13 protein-coding genes are annotated in these 14,414 nt (G+C 66.8%); 3 read left to right on the plus strand and 10 right to left on the minus strand.

Going from position 1 to position 14,414, the window contains the following annotated elements; translation table 11 throughout:
* Positions 1-273: 273 nt before the first annotated feature.
* The gene (locus Q3866_RS07575; RefSeq protein WP_301830777.1) at positions 274-1,242 is read left to right on the plus strand and encodes a cation diffusion facilitator family transporter; all 969 of its coding nucleotides are present in this window, start codon (positions 274-276) and stop codon (positions 1,240-1,242) included.
* Positions 1,243-1,310: 68 nt separating this feature from the next.
* Here Q3866_RS07575 and yihA read toward each other — a convergent pair whose 3' ends face one another.
* The 4 genes from yihA to Q3866_RS07595 form a co-directional block, all read right to left on the minus strand.
* Positions 1,311-1,898 (minus strand): ribosome biogenesis GTP-binding protein YihA/YsxC, encoded by a 588-nt coding sequence (gene yihA, locus Q3866_RS07580; protein ID WP_301830779.1) that lies wholly within the window; start codon positions 1,896-1,898, stop codon positions 1,311-1,313.
* A gap of 48 nt (positions 1,899-1,946) precedes the next feature.
* The gene (locus Q3866_RS07585; protein WP_301830795.1) at positions 1,947-4,634 is read right to left on the minus strand and encodes an RNA helicase; all 2,688 of its coding nucleotides are present in this window, start codon (positions 4,632-4,634) and stop codon (positions 1,947-1,949) included.
* A gap of 151 nt (positions 4,635-4,785) precedes the next feature.
* Positions 4,786-5,454, minus strand: a complete 669-nt coding sequence (locus Q3866_RS07590; protein ID WP_301830781.1) for an amino acid ABC transporter permease — start codon at positions 5,452-5,454, stop codon at positions 4,786-4,788.
* Positions 5,455-5,487: 33 nt separating this feature from the next.
* Positions 5,488-6,396, minus strand: coding sequence for an ABC transporter substrate-binding protein (locus Q3866_RS07595; RefSeq protein WP_301830783.1), 909 nt, complete (start codon positions 6,394-6,396; stop codon positions 5,488-5,490).
* 277 nt (positions 6,397-6,673) lie between these two features.
* Between Q3866_RS07595 and Q3866_RS07600 the strand changes: the two genes are divergently transcribed.
* Positions 6,674-7,138: a flavodoxin gene (locus Q3866_RS07600; protein WP_301830785.1), complete on the plus strand. Its 465-nt coding sequence runs from the start codon at positions 6,674-6,676 to the stop codon at positions 7,136-7,138.
* Positions 7,139-7,340: 202 nt separating this feature from the next.
* On the plus strand, positions 7,341-8,048 hold the full coding sequence (locus tag Q3866_RS07605; RefSeq protein ID WP_301830786.1) for a phosphatase PAP2 family protein: 708 nt from the start codon (positions 7,341-7,343) through the stop codon (positions 8,046-8,048).
* Positions 8,049-8,153: 105 nt separating this feature from the next.
* Here Q3866_RS07605 and Q3866_RS07610 read toward each other — a convergent pair whose 3' ends face one another.
* The 6 genes from Q3866_RS07610 to Q3866_RS07635 all read right to left on the minus strand — a co-directional run bounded on the left by Q3866_RS07610 (position 8,154) and on the right by Q3866_RS07635 (position 14,012).
* Positions 8,154-9,041, minus strand: a complete 888-nt coding sequence (locus tag Q3866_RS07610) for a helix-turn-helix domain-containing protein (protein ID WP_301830788.1) — start codon at positions 9,039-9,041, stop codon at positions 8,154-8,156.
* Positions 9,042-9,183: 142 nt separating this feature from the next.
* A complete protein-coding gene (locus tag Q3866_RS07615; RefSeq protein ID WP_293826435.1) occupies positions 9,184-9,978 on the minus strand; it encodes an ABC transporter ATP-binding protein in 795 nt (264 codons plus the stop codon).
* Between the two features lie 8 nt (positions 9,979-9,986).
* Positions 9,987-10,901: an ABC transporter permease gene (locus tag Q3866_RS07620; RefSeq protein ID WP_293673978.1), complete on the minus strand. Its 915-nt coding sequence runs from the start codon at positions 10,899-10,901 to the stop codon at positions 9,987-9,989.
* Between the two features lie 118 nt (positions 10,902-11,019).
* Positions 11,020-11,997: an ABC transporter substrate-binding protein gene (locus Q3866_RS07625; RefSeq protein WP_301830792.1), complete on the minus strand. Its 978-nt coding sequence runs from the start codon at positions 11,995-11,997 to the stop codon at positions 11,020-11,022.
* A gap of 186 nt (positions 11,998-12,183) precedes the next feature.
* Positions 12,184-13,164 (minus strand): asparaginase, encoded by a 981-nt coding sequence (locus Q3866_RS07630; RefSeq protein ID WP_301830796.1) that lies wholly within the window; start codon positions 13,162-13,164, stop codon positions 12,184-12,186.
* Between the two features lie 17 nt (positions 13,165-13,181).
* The gene (locus Q3866_RS07635) at positions 13,182-14,012 is read right to left on the minus strand and encodes an HD domain-containing protein (RefSeq protein WP_301830794.1); all 831 of its coding nucleotides are present in this window, start codon (positions 14,010-14,012) and stop codon (positions 13,182-13,184) included.
* Between the last annotated feature and the right edge of the window lie 402 nt (positions 14,013-14,414).

The following is a 14,414-nucleotide window of genomic DNA, read 5'->3' on the forward strand; positions in this document are numbered from 1 at the left end:
CCGCGGCGGCGACCGCGGTGGCTTCCGCGGCAACAGCGACCGCGGCGGCTATCGCGGCGGCAACGACCGCGGTGGCTTCGGCGGGCGTGACAACCGCGGCGGCGACCGTGGCGGCTACCGTGGTGGCAACCGCTACTAGGCCTCGCGTTCCAGCCGTGCTGGAGACATCGTGAGCTGGGGCGCCCGGGATTGGCCGGGCGCCCTTTTTTCTTGCGTCGCAATGCGCTATAACGGCTAGATTGCGTCGCATCGTTATTTGGGGGAGACAAGATCATGACCGACTGGCTGTCGAGAATGTTCGTGCGCGACTATGGCCGCGTGAACGACCCCGAGGTCCGCACGTCCTATGGCCTCATGGCGGGCATCGTTGGCATCGTGTGCAACATCGTGCTGTTCGCCGCCAAGGGGGCGATCGGCCTCGTCTCGGGCTCGGTCTCCATCGTGGCAGACGCCATCAACAACCTGAGCGACGCGTCGAGCAACATCGTGACGCTCGCTGGGTTCAAGCTCGCGAGCAAGCCCGCCGACAAGGGCCATCCCTACGGTCACGGGCGCTTCGAGTACCTCGCCGGCCTCGTCGTCGCGGTGCTCGTGACCTCGGTGGGCGTCGAGCTCGTGCGCTCGGGCATCGAGCGCATCCTCGAGCCGCGCGACGTCTCGTTTGGCCTTCCGCTGGTTGCCGTCATGCTCGTCTCGATTGCGATAAAGGCCTGGCTGATGGCCTTCAACCGCACGCTGGGCCGGCGCATCGAGTCCGAGACCCTCGAGGCCACGGCTGTTGACTCGCGCAACGACGTCATCACGACGAGCGCGGTCCTCGCCTGCTCGATCGTCTCGTGGGCAACCGGCGTGCAGCTCGACGGCTGGGTTGGCCTGGCCGTTGGCACGTTCGTGCTGGTGAGCGGCCTTCTGCTCGTACGCGACACGGTGAACCCGCTGCTGGGCCAGGCGCCCAGCGACGAGGTGGTCGAGCGCGTGCACCAGATCATCCTCACCAAGCCGGGCGTCCTGGGCATGCACGACCTCATGATCCACGACTACGGTCCCGGCAGGAAGCTCGCGAGCGCCCATGTCGAGATGCCGGCCGAGGCAGACCCGCTCAAGACGCACGCGACGCTCGACGGCATCGAGAAGCAGGTCGAGGCCGAGATGGGCATCGTGCTCACGCTGCACTACGACCCCATCGTCACCGCCAAGGTCAAGCGGCGTCCCGAGGGCAAGGGCGTCCCTGCCGCAAGGTAGAGAAGAGGCCCGCACCTGCGCCGTGGTGGCGAGGGTGCGGGCCTCATGCGTTGGATTGGGCCGTTGAGCTAGAAGTTCAGACGGTCCTCGATGACCTGCTTGAGCTCGTCGATGCCGGTTCCCGCGGTGGACGAGACGAGCACGCTTTTGACGCTCTCGTCGACGCAGAGCTGCTCGCGCAGGTTCTTGGCCTGGACGAGGCCCTTGGAGCGGCTCAGCTTGTCGGCCTTGGTGAAGGCGATGGCGTAGGGGTGGCCCAGCGACTCGAGGTAGCCGATCATCTGGGCGTCGAGCGGGCTCGCGTCGTGGCGGATGTCGACGAGGGCAACGACGAGCTTGAGGTTGCGCTCGCCCTCGAAGTAGCCGTCCATGAGGTTGTCCCAGCGCTGCTTCTCGGTGGCGTTGACGCGCGCGTAGCCATAGCCCGGCAGGTCAACGAAGTCGACGTCATCGAGGGCAAAGAAGTTGATCGTGGTGGTCTTGCCCGGCTTGGACGAGACCTTCACGAGGCCCTTGCGGTTGAAGAGCTTGTTCATGAGCGAGGACTTGCCCACGTTCGAGCGGCCCACGAAGGCGACCTCGGGACGAGTGCCGTGCGGCAGCTGGGCGGCCGTGCCCGCGCTCATCGTGAACTTGGCGTGGTTGTAGTTGACCATGGTGGTGCTCCGTTTCTCGGCGGCGGTGCCGCGGGGTTTCGTGCGTGCCTAGCCCTCGAGGTCCTCGGGGGTTCCGGCCTGGTAGCTCGCGAAGACAACCTCGCCTGCGTCCTGCGTCGCGTCCAGGTCGACCGTGGCGTCGATGCGGAAGTCGTTGTCGCCGTCCGCGTCGTGGAAGATCTGGGTGACGTGCCAGGTGTGGTCCGTGAGCTCGTTCGCCTCGTCAACGATAAAGTATGCGGTCGACCTCGCGTCACCGTCGAGCAGAATCTCCTCGTGTTCCTCGTGGAATCGCTCAAGGACGTCGCGCCAGCGGCGCTCTCCCATGCCAAACGCGCCGTCGAGCTCGCCCAAGGTGGGGACCTCCTCGGCGGCAAAGAGGCGCACGCGGCGCCATAGGGCGTTGCGCACGAGCACGGTGAGGCCGTGGCGGTCGCGCACGACGGCCTCGTCGGAGCTGGGAGGCATCTCGTCGGGGACCTCGCCCGCGTTGGCCCACTCGTCGACCAGGCTGGAGTCGGTCGTGCGCACGACGAAGCCCAGCCAGGCCACGATGTCATCGAGGCGCTCGGAGCGCTTGTCGAGCGGCACCGTGCGGTCGAGCACGCGCCAGGCGTCGGAGAGGTAGCGCAGCAGCGTGCCCTCGGACCTCGAGAGCTTGTAGCGCTGGATGTAGCTCTTGAAATCAGCCATCGACTCGAGCATGTCGCGCAGGACGGACTTGGGGCGCAGGCAGTAGTCGCGCGCCCAGGGGACCTTCTCACAGTAGGTGGCGAAGGCAGCCTCGAGCTCGTCCGCGAGCGGCTTGGGGTAGGTGATCTCCTCGAGTCGCTCCATGCGCTCGTCGTACTCGATGCCCTGCATCTTCATCTCGGCGATGGCGCGGCCCTTCGCCTCGCGCTCCTGGGCGCGCAGCACCTGCCAGGGGTCCTCGAGCGTGGCCTCGACCATCGAGACGAGGTCCATGTCGTACGTCTCGCTCTCGGGGTCGAGCAGCTCGAGGGCGGCGAGCAGGAAGGGTGAGAGCGGCTGGTCGAGGGCAAAGTCCTCCGGCAGGTCGACCGTCAGTGAGTAGCTGGCGGGCGAGGCAAGCGGGCTCGCGGCAGCGGCGGGCAACAGCTTGGCGAGCTCCTCCGCGGCGGCGCGCGCCTCGTCGGTCTCGGGGGCGTCTTCGCGCGTGATGACACCGGCATCGATGAGGGTGGCAAAGATCTCGTCGGCGCGGCCCACGAGCTGAGCCTTCTCGAGCGGGGTCTGCAGCGAGTCAGCGATGAGGCGCATGATGCGCGCGTGGGAGTCGCCGCCCTGCTCGGTCTCGGAGAGCACCATAGAGTGGGTCACGCGCAGGCGTGCTACGAGGGTCTCGGGCTCGGCCGCGCAGAGATGCTCGAAGGTGTCCTGGTTCCAGTTGACGAAGCCCTCGGGTGCGCGCTTCTTCTTGATCTTGCGCTGCTTCTTGGGGTCGCCGCCGGCCTTGAGCATGAGCTTCGCGTTCTCGATCTCGTGCTCGGGCGCTTCGGCGATGACGCGCCCCTCGGTGTCAAAGCCGGCGCGGCCGGCGCGCCCCGCAATCTGGTGGAACTCGCGGGCGCGCAGGCGGCGCATGCGGTGGCCGTCGAACTTGGTGAGGGCCGTGAGCAGCACGGTGTGGATGGGCACGTTGATGCCCACGCCCAGCGTGTCGGTGCCGCAGATGACGGGCAGCAGGCCCTGCTGGGCGAGCTTCTCCACGAGCAGGCGGTAGCGCGGCAGCATACCGGCGTGGTGCACGCCCACGCCGCACCCCAGCAGGCGTTGGAGCGTCTTGCCAAACGCCGTGGTGAAGCGCGTGCCCTTGCAGGCTTGCTTGATGGCCTCGCGTTGCTCCTTGGTGGCAACGCCAAAGCTCGCGAGCGACTGGGCGGTGTTGAGGGCGGCGTCCTGGGCAAAGTGGACGATGTAGATGGGTGCGTCGCCGTTGCGCAGCGCCAGCTCGACGGTGGCCTCGAGCGGCGTGTCGACGTACTCGTACGTGAGGGGCACGGGGCGCTCGGCGTTCGTTACGAGGTCGACGGTGCGACCAGTCTGGCGCTCGAGCGTGCCCGCGATGGCCGTGACGTCTCCCAGCGTGGCGCTCATGAGCAGGAACTGCGCGTTGGGGAGCGTCAGCAGCGGCACCTGCCAGGCCCAGCCGCGGTCCGCCTCGCCAAAGAAGTGGAACTCGTCCATGGCGACGGCGGCTACGTCGCTGCCGGCACCCTCGCGCAGGGCCTGGTTGGCGAGAATCTCCTCGGTGCAGCAGATGACCGGCGCGTCGGTGTTGATCTGGGTGTCACCCGTGATCATACCCACGTTGTCCTTGCCAAAAGCGTCGACCAGGTCAAAGAACTTCTCCGAGACGAGCGCCTTGATGGGTGCCGTGTAGTAGGCCCGCTTGTGCTGGCAGATGGCGAGGTAGCATAGGCCAAGCGCAACCATCGACTTGCCCGAGCCCGTGGGGGTGCCCAGCACCACGTGGTCGCCGGCGGCAAGGTCGAGCAGGGCCTCCTGCTGGTGGTCCCACAGCTCGAGCCCGCGGCCCTCGCACCATTCGAGGTAGCGCTCGAGGGCCTCGTCGGCGTCGAGCGGGGCCTCTGGCTCGTAGTCCGGCCACTGCTCGGGGTCAAACCAAAGGTCGGGGACGAGCTCGCCCAAGGACCCGGGCGCAAACGGGTCGCGCTCGGGGGCGTCCTGCGTGTTGTTGTCTGGCGTGTCTATTGCCACGGGCGTGCTCCTTGGCTGCGGTGTTTTTCTCGCACTCCATCTTAGCCGAGGAAGCGGACACCAATTGAGCCATAAGAAAACTCGCCGGGGCGTGCGTCCCGGCGAGCTGGCGTTGCCGATGTTGCGTGGTGGCCTCGGCCGCCCCCTAGCGCCGCCTGGGTCCCTGGGGCTCGCGCAGGCGCCGCTCGAGCTGGTTGGCGACGAGCGTGAGCAGCATCACGATGACGTAGTAGACGATGGCCACGACGACGAACGGCTCGAACGCGCGGTAGGTGAGGGCCTGCACGCTCTGGGCGGCGCGCATCATGTCCATGAGGCCAATCGTGGCAACGAGCGACGAGCTCTTGAGCACCGTGATGACCTCGTTGACGAGCGCGGGCGCCACCGAGCGCAGTGCCTGGGGAATGATGACGTCGGCCATCATCGTGACGTAGGGCAGGCCCAGCGCGTGGCTCGCGTCGTACTGGCCCCGGTCGACCCCCTCGATGCCGCCGCGCAGGGTCTCTGACACCGTGGCCGAGCCGTTGAGTCCCAGCGTGAGCACGCTTGCGGCGAACATCGTGATCTTGTAGCCCGTGAGCTGGGGCGTCGCGAAGTAGACGATGAACAGCAAGACGATGAGCGGGATACCGCGGAACAGCGACGTGTAGAAGTCGAGCAGCAGGCGCAGCGGCCGGCAGGGGAGCACCTTGAGCACCGCGATGACGGCGCCCAGGGCAAACGCGAGCACGAGGGCGGCCCCCGTCACCTCGAGGGTGACGGCCAAGCCGCCCCAGAACATGGGCGCATAGGGCTCAATGACCGAGAAGTTCATCCGTGCCGCTCTCAGGCGAATCGGTGCGGGGCGCTACTTGGCGCTGGCCACGACGCCGGTGGTGGGCTGGCCCGAGGCGCTCGTGTCGCCGTTCCAGGCAAAGTCCTCGCCCACGTATTGGCTGATGTAGCCGTCGATGGTGCCGTCCTCGAGCATCTCGGCGATGCAGGCGTCGAAGGCACCCACGAACGAGGCGCCCTTGGTGGCCATCACGCGGTAGACGCCCACGTAGTCCTTGGTCTCGGAGCGGTCGAGCAGGCCCAGGACGAGGCCCTCGTTGGCGTCGCGCATCGACTGCCCCTCGGCGCCATCGCACAGGTAGGCGTCGACGCGGCCGGCGAGGACCTCCTGCAGGCACTGGTCGCCGCCGTCGTAGGTGTGGATGTCGGCGTCGGGCATGACCGCGGCGATGAACTTGTTCTGGACGGTGCCCGTGGTGCAGGCGATGGACTTGCCCTTGAGGTCCTCGACCTTCTTGACCTCGTCGCTCATCGTGAGGACGCCCACGAGCGGCTGGTAGTAGCCACGCGTGAAGTCATAGGTCTGCTCGCGCTCCTCGTTGGCCGACATGGCCATCGTGAAGGAGGTGCCGGAGCTCTGGACCGAGGCGAGGGTCGCGGCGAACTCCTGCGGCTCGAAGTCGTAGGTAAAGCCCAGGCGGCTTGCCATCTCGTCGGCGATGGCGATGTCGAGGCCCACGACCTTCTGGCTGCCGTCGCCCTGAACCTCAAGGTAGCGGTAGGGGGCAAAGGCGTCGTCGCCCACAAAGGTGAGCTTGACGCCCGCGACGTCGGCAGCGGCCTCGGTGGTCGCGGGGGCGTCCGCCGCCTGCTGGGAGGAGCCGCAGCCGGCAAGCGCCAGCGGCGTCGCGGCGGCTCCTGCGGCCATAAGCTTGAGGAACCCGCGGCGGTCGATGCTTGCGGGGCGGTTCTGGTTGGACATGCGTATCTCTCCCTTGTGTCACGGCGCCGCTAGGACGCCGATGCAACTCGTGTCGTTACAGTGTAAACCACTATTCACCTAGGCGTTTAGTAGGCTTATCCCCTTGGCGTAGAAGGTCTCGCATCGTGGCCGCCACCCATCGTCAACCCTGACGAGAAAGGTTTCTCGCTGCCATTCGCTGCATGCATAGCAACGCCGAGACATTTGGCATTGGTATGGGGATGCCAACGATGCTTGAATATAAGCGACGCAACGTCATCAACTGAAAGGAACGACCATGTCCAAGACCCTCGTTGCCTACTTCAGCGCCACCGGAACCACCAAGCGCGTCGCCCGGGCTGTTGCCGATGCCGCCGGTGCGGACCTCGTCGAGATTGCCCCCGCCACTCCCTACACTGCGGCCGACCTCAACTGGCGCGACGGCTCGAGCCGCTCCACGCTCGAGGGGAAGGACCCCGCAGCGCGTCCCGAGCTCGCGAGTGCCCCCGGCGACCTCTCTGGCTATGACACGATCCTCCTTGGCTTCCCCATCTGGTGGTATGTGGCCCCGCGCATCGTCGACACCTGGGTCGAGGCGGCGAACCTTGCGGGCAAGAGAGTCGTGACCTGGGCCACCTCGGGCGGTAGTGCCATGGGCGGCACCACCGCCGAGCTTAAGAAGCTCGCGCCCGAGGCCGCCTGGGTTGATGGCAAGGTGCTCCACGGTACCGCCGACGCCGCCTCGTGGGTCTCGAGCCTCTAGCCTCTACCCTCTAGCCCCCATCCCCATCGGCTCGCCTGTGCTCCGCCCGTCGAGCGGGCGTGAGGCATCGCCCCACCCCTGCGGCCCCTCGCCTCTGGCGCGGGGCCGCAGTTTGTATAAACGCTTCTTAAAACGTATCGCCCCAGGCGCCTCGGCACCGTAAGCTAGGGGCATACGTTTGATGCAAGAAGGAGCAAGAACAATGGACGAAAAGAACCGGGGAGCGAGGGGCGTCGCGAGCAGCCTCGCGGGGCTTGCGAGAAAGAATCTGCGCGTCATCGTGGCGTGCGCCTGCGTGCTGGTCTTCCTCATGATCCTCGAGGACGTGTACGACGCCGAGTCGATGCGGCTCGACCGCGCGGCCTACTGGCTCATCGTCGAGCACCTGCGCACCCCCTGGCTCACGCCCGTCATGGAGAGCTTCTCGGCGCTTGCCACGCCCGTCTCGCTCGTGGTGCTGCTGCTTGCGGTGGCGGCGTTTGCCCCGGGCAAGCGCCCGGGCATGTGCTGCGCGGTGAACCTCGTACTGGTGGTCGTCATCAACCAGGTGCTCAAGTTCATCATCCAGCGTCCGCGCCCTGATGGCTTCAGGCTGGCGACGGCAAGCGGGTTCAGCTTCCCCTCGGGCCACTCGATGGCGGCCATGGCCTTCTTTGGTCTGCTCGCCTGGCTCGTGTGGAAAAACGAGGCCGACCGCCGCTTGCGCTGCCTCTATGCCACGGGCTTTGCCCTCGTCATCGTGATGATTGGCGTGAGCCGCATCTACCTGGGCGTTCACTATGCGAGCGACGTGCTGGGAGGCTTCTGTCTGTCGATGGCGTGGCTGGCGGTCTACACGCGCGTGGCCGTGCCGCTGTTCATTGGCGAGGACGACCTTGGGAGCTCTGGCGAGGAGGCCCTGCGCCGCTAGCGCCCGTGCGTGTGGCCCATGCCGCCTCATGTTTACGAGAGAGGGGCGCGGCGACCGTCTGGCCGTCGCGCCCCTCGTCTGTGGCTGGGTGCCCTTGCGCGGGTGCTAGTTGGCCGCGCGCTTGGAGACGGCCTCGGCGGAGATGCGCCAGGAACGGCCCTTCTTGTAGGCTGGCAGCTCGCCCGACTCGATGAGCTTGTAGACGGTGGGGCGGCTCACGCCCAGGATGGCGACCGCCTGGTCAACGGAGAGCGACTCGGCCTTGGCGGCTGCCTCGGCCCTTGCTCCCGTCTCGGGGGCGGCTGCCTCCGCGGGCTTGTCGGCAACGACGGGGGCGTCGGCGGACTGCTCGTCTGCGGGGGCTGCCTCATCCTTCTTCGCGCGCCTCTTCTTGCCGGGGGCGTCCTTCTCGGTCTGGGCGTCCATGTCCTTGCGCTCGGCCTTGGCCTTGGCGCGCGAGCGGCGGCCCGGCTTGGTGTCGACGGGGGCCTCCTGCGGGGTACCCTGCTCCTGTTCCCTGGCGCCCTGGCCGCCGGCGGCCTCTTCGGGGGCTTCGGCGGCATCCTCGCCCTCGGCCTTCTTGGCCTTGGAGCGGCGACGGCGCTTGGGCTTGTCCTCGGCCTCATCGGGGACCTCGGCATCCTTGGGCTCGTCGGCCGCCTGGGGCTCGGGCTCCGGCTCGGGTTCGGGAACGGGGCGCTCGACGTGGGTGGTCTCCCAGGCTGACGCAGCCATGGTAAGGCAGGCCTCGTCAGCGGCCGATCGGGCGTCGGCGGCGTCCATCGACTCGTAGATGGCGGCAATCACGGCGTCGGCCTCGGCGTCGAGGGCGCCCACCTTCACGGCGAGCTCGTTGAGCGACTCGCACGCGGCAAACGGGTCGGTCATGATCCTGTTGATGTTGGCGTCGTTGATGTCGATGCCGGTGTGCTCGATCAGGGCAACGTAGATGGAGACGAGGCGAGCGAGCGCCTCGGAAGTCTCGGGTCTCATGGAGATGAGCCCTCCTGTTCTCTTAAGGGGACGACGGGCACGCGCGGGCGCCTCGCCAAAAAGCACAGGTAGAGAATAGCATGCAAAAGGGGCCTCGCACCAAGTGCGAGGCCCCTCGAGCGGGTGGCTATGCCAGGTGAGGCTAGCTCAGCAGCATGCGGTCGTTGGCGAGCTCGCCACCCGAGACCTCCTCGAACTTCTGGAGCAGGCCGGATACGGTGAGGCGCTTCTTCTCCTCGCCGCGCACGTCATAGATGACGTTGCCGTTGTGCATCATGATGAGGCGGTTGCCCAGGCGGATGGCGTCGTTCATGTTATGCGTCACCATGAGGGTGGTGAGGCCGCGCTCGGAGACGATCTTGTCGGTGAGCTCGAGGACCTTGGCGGCCGTCTTGGGGTCGAGGGCCGCGGTGTGCTCGTCGAGCAGCAGCAGCTTGGGGTTCGTGAGCGTGGCCATGAGCAGGGTGAGTGCCTGGCGCTGGCCGCCGGAGAGCAGGCCCACCTTGGCAGTCATGCGCGTCTCGAGGCCAAGGCCAAGCGTGGCGAGCAGCTCGGGATACTCCTTCTTCTCGGCCGCGGAGATGCCCCAGGCGAGGCCGCGGTGCTTGCCGCGACGCCTGGCGAGGGCCAGGTTCTCGTCGATTTGCATGTCGGCAGCGGTGCCCATCATCGGGTCCTGGAACACGCGGCCCAGGTACTTGGCGCGCGCGGGCTCGGAGAGGCGCGAGACGTCGACACCGCCGAGCTCAATGACGCCCGAGTCGAGCGGGTAGACGCCCGAGACCATGTTGAGCAGCGTCGACTTGCCGGCGCCGTTTCCGCCGATGACGGTGACGAAGTCGCCCTCCTCGAGCTCGAGGTTGACGCCGGTCAGGGCGCGCTTCTCGTTCACGCTTCCCGGGTTGAAGGTCTTCTTGACGTTGGTGAGCTTGAGCATCGTCGTCATTACTGCTCGCCTCCCTTCGAGTAGGAGCGGCGCCTCTGGATGCGTTCCCACACCACGGGCACGCACAGGGCCAGGGCAACGATGATAGCCGAGAGGAGCTTCATGTCGTTGGCGTCCATGCCCATCTGCAGAACGATGGCGCGGATGAGGAAGTAGACCACGGAGCCGGCGACGGCCGAGACGAGCCTGGCGCCAAACTTGGAGAGGCCGCCAGGCAGCAGACGGCCGAGCACCTCGCCGATGACGATGGCGGCAAGGCCGATAACGATGGCGCCGGTGCCCATGCCGATGTCGGCGTACTTCTGCTGCTCGCAGATGAGGCCACCCGATAGGCCAACGAGGGCGTTGGACAGGATGAGCGCGAGCATCTTGGTGCGGTTGGTGTTGACGCCCAGGGCACGGATCATGGCCTCGTTGTTGCCGGTGGCGCGCAGGGCGCTGCCAATTTCGGTGCCAAAGAACCAGTACAGGCCGGCAACGATCACCACGGCCACGATGAGGCCCACGATGATGGCGCAGACGTTGGAGGTGAGGCCGGTGGCGTTGCCCAGCTGGCTGAACACGGTGTCGCTCGTGAGCAGCGGCGTGTTCGACTTGCCCATGATGCGCAGGTTGATTGACCACAGGCTGATCTGGGTGAGGATGCCCGAGAGGATCGCGGGAATCTCGAACACCGTGGTGAGGAAGCCCGTGACCGCGCCGGCGACGGCGCCCGCGGCCATGGCGGCGACGATGGCCAGCGCGGGGTTCACGCCAGCGACCACGAGCACCGCGCAGACCGCGCCGCCCGTGGCGAAGCTGCCATCGACCGTCAGGTCGGGGATGTCGAGCAGCTTGTAGGTGATGAAGACGCCGAGCACCATGATGCCCCACAGGATTCCCTGGGACACGGCGCCGAGCATTGCTGTCAGCATGTGGTTCCTTCCATTCAAATGCGCCCCGACGGATTTCCCACCGGGGCGCGAAAGCGTGCAACGCGCACTAGTTTAGCGTGGGCGAGGCGAGGCGCCCCGCGTCATCGGCGCTCGACCCCTAGGCGTCGAGCGCGGACAGGTCGATGCCGAGGGCCTCGGCCATCTCCTCGTTCTTGACGACCTTGAGCTGGTCGCCCGTCTCGGTCTCGATGGCCATGTTGGCGGGGGTGTCCTCGCCCTTCAGGATCTTGACGGCCATCTGGCCGGCCATCTTGCCCAGCTCCTTGTAGTCGATGGAGAGGGTGCAGATGCCCATGCCCATGCACATGTTCTCCTCGCCGGTGATGAAGGGCAGCTTGCCCTCCTTGGCAATCTGGCCCACCTGGGCGGCAGCGGCGGCGATGGTGTTGTCGGTGGGGGTGTAGCCGGCGTCGACCTTGCCTACCATCGACTCGACGACGCTCTGGACCTCGTTGGAGCTCGAGACGGTGTAACGGTCGTGCGTGAGGCCGGCCTTGTCGCAGGCAGCCTCGGCCATCTCGACCTGCAGCTGCGAGTTCGGCTCGGCGGTGCAGTAGAGCATGCCCACGTGCTTGGCGTTGGGCAGGACCTTCTGGAGCATGGCGATCTGGTCGTCAACCGGGTTCATGTCGGAGGCGCCGGTGAGGTTTCCGCCGGGCTTGTCGTTGTCGGCGACGAGGCCGGAGGCAGCGTAGTCGGTGATGGCGGAGCCCACGATGGGGATGTCGCTCGTCGCGGCGGCTACGGCCTGGGCGGCCGGCGTGGCGATGACGTAGATCAGGTCGTCGCCGTCGCCCACGAGCTTGGAGGCGATGGTGGCACAGGCGCTCTGGTCGTTGTTGGCGTTCTGTTGGTCGATCGTGTACTTGATGCCAGACTCGTCGAGGGCCTCGACGAAGCCCTCGTTGGCGGCATCGAGGGCGGCGTGCTGCGTGAGCTGCAGGACGCCGACCTTGTAGGTCTTCTCGCCGTAGTCGTCGGACGAGCCGGAGTTGGAAGCGCCGCACGCGGAGAGCGCGAGCAGGGCCGAGCCGGCGGCGCCGGCGACGAACGAGCGCCTAGAGATGGAGTTCATGGGTCCCCTTCCTTTCTGCGCGCCCTTCCGCGGGCGGGCTTGCGCCGCGCGGCCCCTGGGTGCGCATCCCTAGTGGTAGCAGCCATTCTATCTGTGGAATTTGCCTGCTAAGCTCGGTTTGAGCCCCCGCGTGCGCGGCGGATACCAACTTGTAACCTTTGATGCTCCCGTCCTGTGCCGCCCGCGCTAGGCCTCCACCAGACGGTCGTGGTTCACGGGGGCGTAGAAGAGTTCCTGCAGGCGGGTTGCGTCGCGCGTCTGTCCCAGCGCCCACATGGTCTTGGCCACGAGCGCCTCGCAGGTCATGTCGGCGCCGCGCAGGATGCCGGGATGCTCGGCATAGGCGCGCCCCACCTCGTAGACGCCCAGGTCAAGGCCTTCCTCGGGCACCTGGGTCGTTACGACGAGCGTACGGCCCGAGTCGACCCACCCAAAGATGGCATCGTGCAGAGCGTCGGGGATGCCGCCAATGCCAAACGTCTCGAGGATGATGGCGTCGTAGTCCTCGCGCAGCAGCGTGAACACGGAGGGGTTCACCTCGGGCGTGAGCTTGAGCACAAAGACGCGCTCGTCGAGGTCGTGGTAGATGCGCGGCTCGTGGGCGCGCCGGCGCGCGTCGGCGGGGGCCGTGCGGATGATGCGCTCGTTGCGGATGAGCGCGAGCTCGGGGTAGTTCACGCTGGTAAAGGCGTTGAAGCTCATCGTGCGCTGCTTGCGCGCGCGGGTGCCCGCGACCACCTTGCCGCCAAAGACGACCGACACGTCGCGCGACTCCTCGTCGCAGGCGTACAGCACGCTCTGGTAGAGGTTGATGCGCGCGTCGGTGAAGGGGCTGCTCATGGGCTGCTGCGAGCCGGTGAGCACGATGGGGCGCGGGCTGTCCTGGATGAGGTAGGAGAGTGCGGCGGCGGTGTAGGCCATCGTGTCGGTGCCGTGCAGCACCACGAAGCCGTCGTAGTCCTCGTAGCGGGCAAGGATCGCGTCGCCAATCGCCTGCCAGTCGCCGGGGCGCATGTTGGTGCTGTCGATGTTCATGGGCTGCACGATGTCGATGTCAGCGAGCTCGGAGGCCTGCGGCACGTAGCCGGCAAGCTGCTCGCCGGTGAGCTGCGGCGTCAGGCCGTTGCCCTCCTCGGCAGAAGCGATGGTGCCGCCGGTGGCGACCATGAGGATGCGCGGCTTGGTCACGAGGCATCTTCCTCCAGGTAGGCGCCCATCTCGCGCGCCATGCGGGCGAGCTCGGCGCGGGTGTGGTCGTTGTGGAAGGGGCCGCTGGCCCCAAACGGGTGCTCGAGCAGCCCGATGGCGCAGCCCTGCTCGCGCATGATCTTCTTGCTGGGCGCAAACGCCAGCTCAAAGGCAAAGCAGACAAAGCTCACGAGAAAGTCGGCCGGCTGTGAGCGCTCATCCCTCAGCATGCAGCGGCGCTCGTCAAACGCCCGGGTCGCCTCGGGCGAGAGGGTGCTGCCCAGCAGCTCGTCCATGGAGCAGCCCAGCATCGCCTCGGGCGTGTCGAGGCTCGCGACGCGCAGGATGTCGATCTTGTCGGCATCGCGGGTGATGTCGCAGAACATGCGCGTGCGCTCGTCGAGGCCGGCGGGCAGGCGGTAGTCGCTGTGGAGGCAAACCGCTATCCGTATAACCTCGTCCTCGCTGGCATCGGCAACAAAGTCGCGGATGCGTGGCTCGCCGCTACCTGCAATGGGCTTGCCCAGGTGCTCGCGGGAGCCAAACAGGACTATCTCGCCCAAGCGCGCGTGGCTCGTGGAGTCCGCGTCCCTAAACGTGTCCCAGCGGCGAACCTGCTCAAAGCGCCCCATGTCGTGGAGCAGGCCGCACAGCCAGGCGAGATCAACGTCCCGCTCGTCCAGGCCAAGGTCCATGGCGATACGATGCGCGACTTCGGCCACGCGATAGGTGTGCTCCACCTTGAGCGCGATACGAGGGTTGGATGGGTCATAGGCGGCCACGTAGGCGTCAAACGCCGTGCGGGCCCTGTCTCGGTCAATGATCATACGTCCTCCTCGCATCCATCCTAGCGCCGGTGGGCATGCGTCCCCGCGAGGCCCTCGCGAATGCTAAGCCGCACGCCCTGATACGGCTCGCGGAAGGACGCCATGATGGTGGTGAGCTGCAGGCACCCACCTTGCGCTCGTCGGCCTTGCCAAGATTCCGAACGGCCGCAAGGCCTGCTCCGAGGAGAAGTAGCGCCTAAACATATATGTGATGTGCGCGAGCAGTGAATCTATATGGTGGGCAGATGCTGGCCGTAGCTAGATTGGTGCTCGCAACATATAGGTAAGTAGAAGGGGTGACCATGATGCGAAGCCTTGGCCTCCCCTCGTATCTCGTGGGTGCGCCCCCTCCCGCCCAATTGTGTAGGAACCGTGGACGCCTTGCCACGCCCCCGCATGCGG

Origin of the sequence: uncultured Parolsenella sp. (assembly GCF_958346945.1) — a bacterium.
Classification (GTDB): domain Bacteria; phylum Actinomycetota; class Coriobacteriia; order Coriobacteriales; family Atopobiaceae; genus Parolsenella.

Excerpts from the sequence above, each read along its gene's own strand:
- Q3866_RS07590 (WP_301830781.1), bottom strand. The coding sequence starts at position 5,454 with ATGAACTTCTCGGTCATTGAGCCCTATGCGCCCATGTTCTGGGGCGGC.
- Q3866_RS07620 (WP_293673978.1), bottom strand. The coding sequence starts at position 10,901 with ATGCTGACAGCAATGCTCGGCGCCGTGTCCCAGGGAATCCTGTGGGGC.
- Q3866_RS07575 (WP_301830777.1), top strand. The coding sequence starts at position 274 with ATGACCGACTGGCTGTCGAGAATGTTCGTGCGCGACTATGGCCGCGTG.
- Q3866_RS07635 (WP_301830794.1), bottom strand. The coding sequence starts at position 14,012 with ATGATCATTGACCGAGACAGGGCCCGCACGGCGTTTGACGCCTACGTG.
- Q3866_RS07630 (WP_301830796.1), bottom strand. The coding sequence starts at position 13,164 with ATGGTCGCCACCGGCGGCACCATCGCTTCTGCCGAGGAGGGCAACGGC.
- Q3866_RS07615 (WP_293826435.1), bottom strand. The coding sequence starts at position 9,978 with ATGCTCAAGCTCACCAACGTCAAGAAGACCTTCAACCCGGGAAGCGTG.
- Q3866_RS07605 (WP_301830786.1), top strand. The coding sequence starts at position 7,341 with ATGGACGAAAAGAACCGGGGAGCGAGGGGCGTCGCGAGCAGCCTCGCG.
- Q3866_RS07595 (WP_301830783.1), bottom strand. The coding sequence starts at position 6,396 with ATGTCCAACCAGAACCGCCCCGCAAGCATCGACCGCCGCGGGTTCCTC.
- Q3866_RS07600 (WP_301830785.1), top strand. The coding sequence starts at position 6,674 with ATGTCCAAGACCCTCGTTGCCTACTTCAGCGCCACCGGAACCACCAAG.
- Q3866_RS07625 (WP_301830792.1), bottom strand. The coding sequence starts at position 11,997 with ATGAACTCCATCTCTAGGCGCTCGTTCGTCGCCGGCGCCGCCGGCTCG.
- yihA (WP_301830779.1), bottom strand. The coding sequence starts at position 1,898 with ATGGTCAACTACAACCACGCCAAGTTCACGATGAGCGCGGGCACGGCC.
- Q3866_RS07610 (WP_301830788.1), bottom strand. The coding sequence starts at position 9,041 with ATGAGACCCGAGACTTCCGAGGCGCTCGCTCGCCTCGTCTCCATCTAC.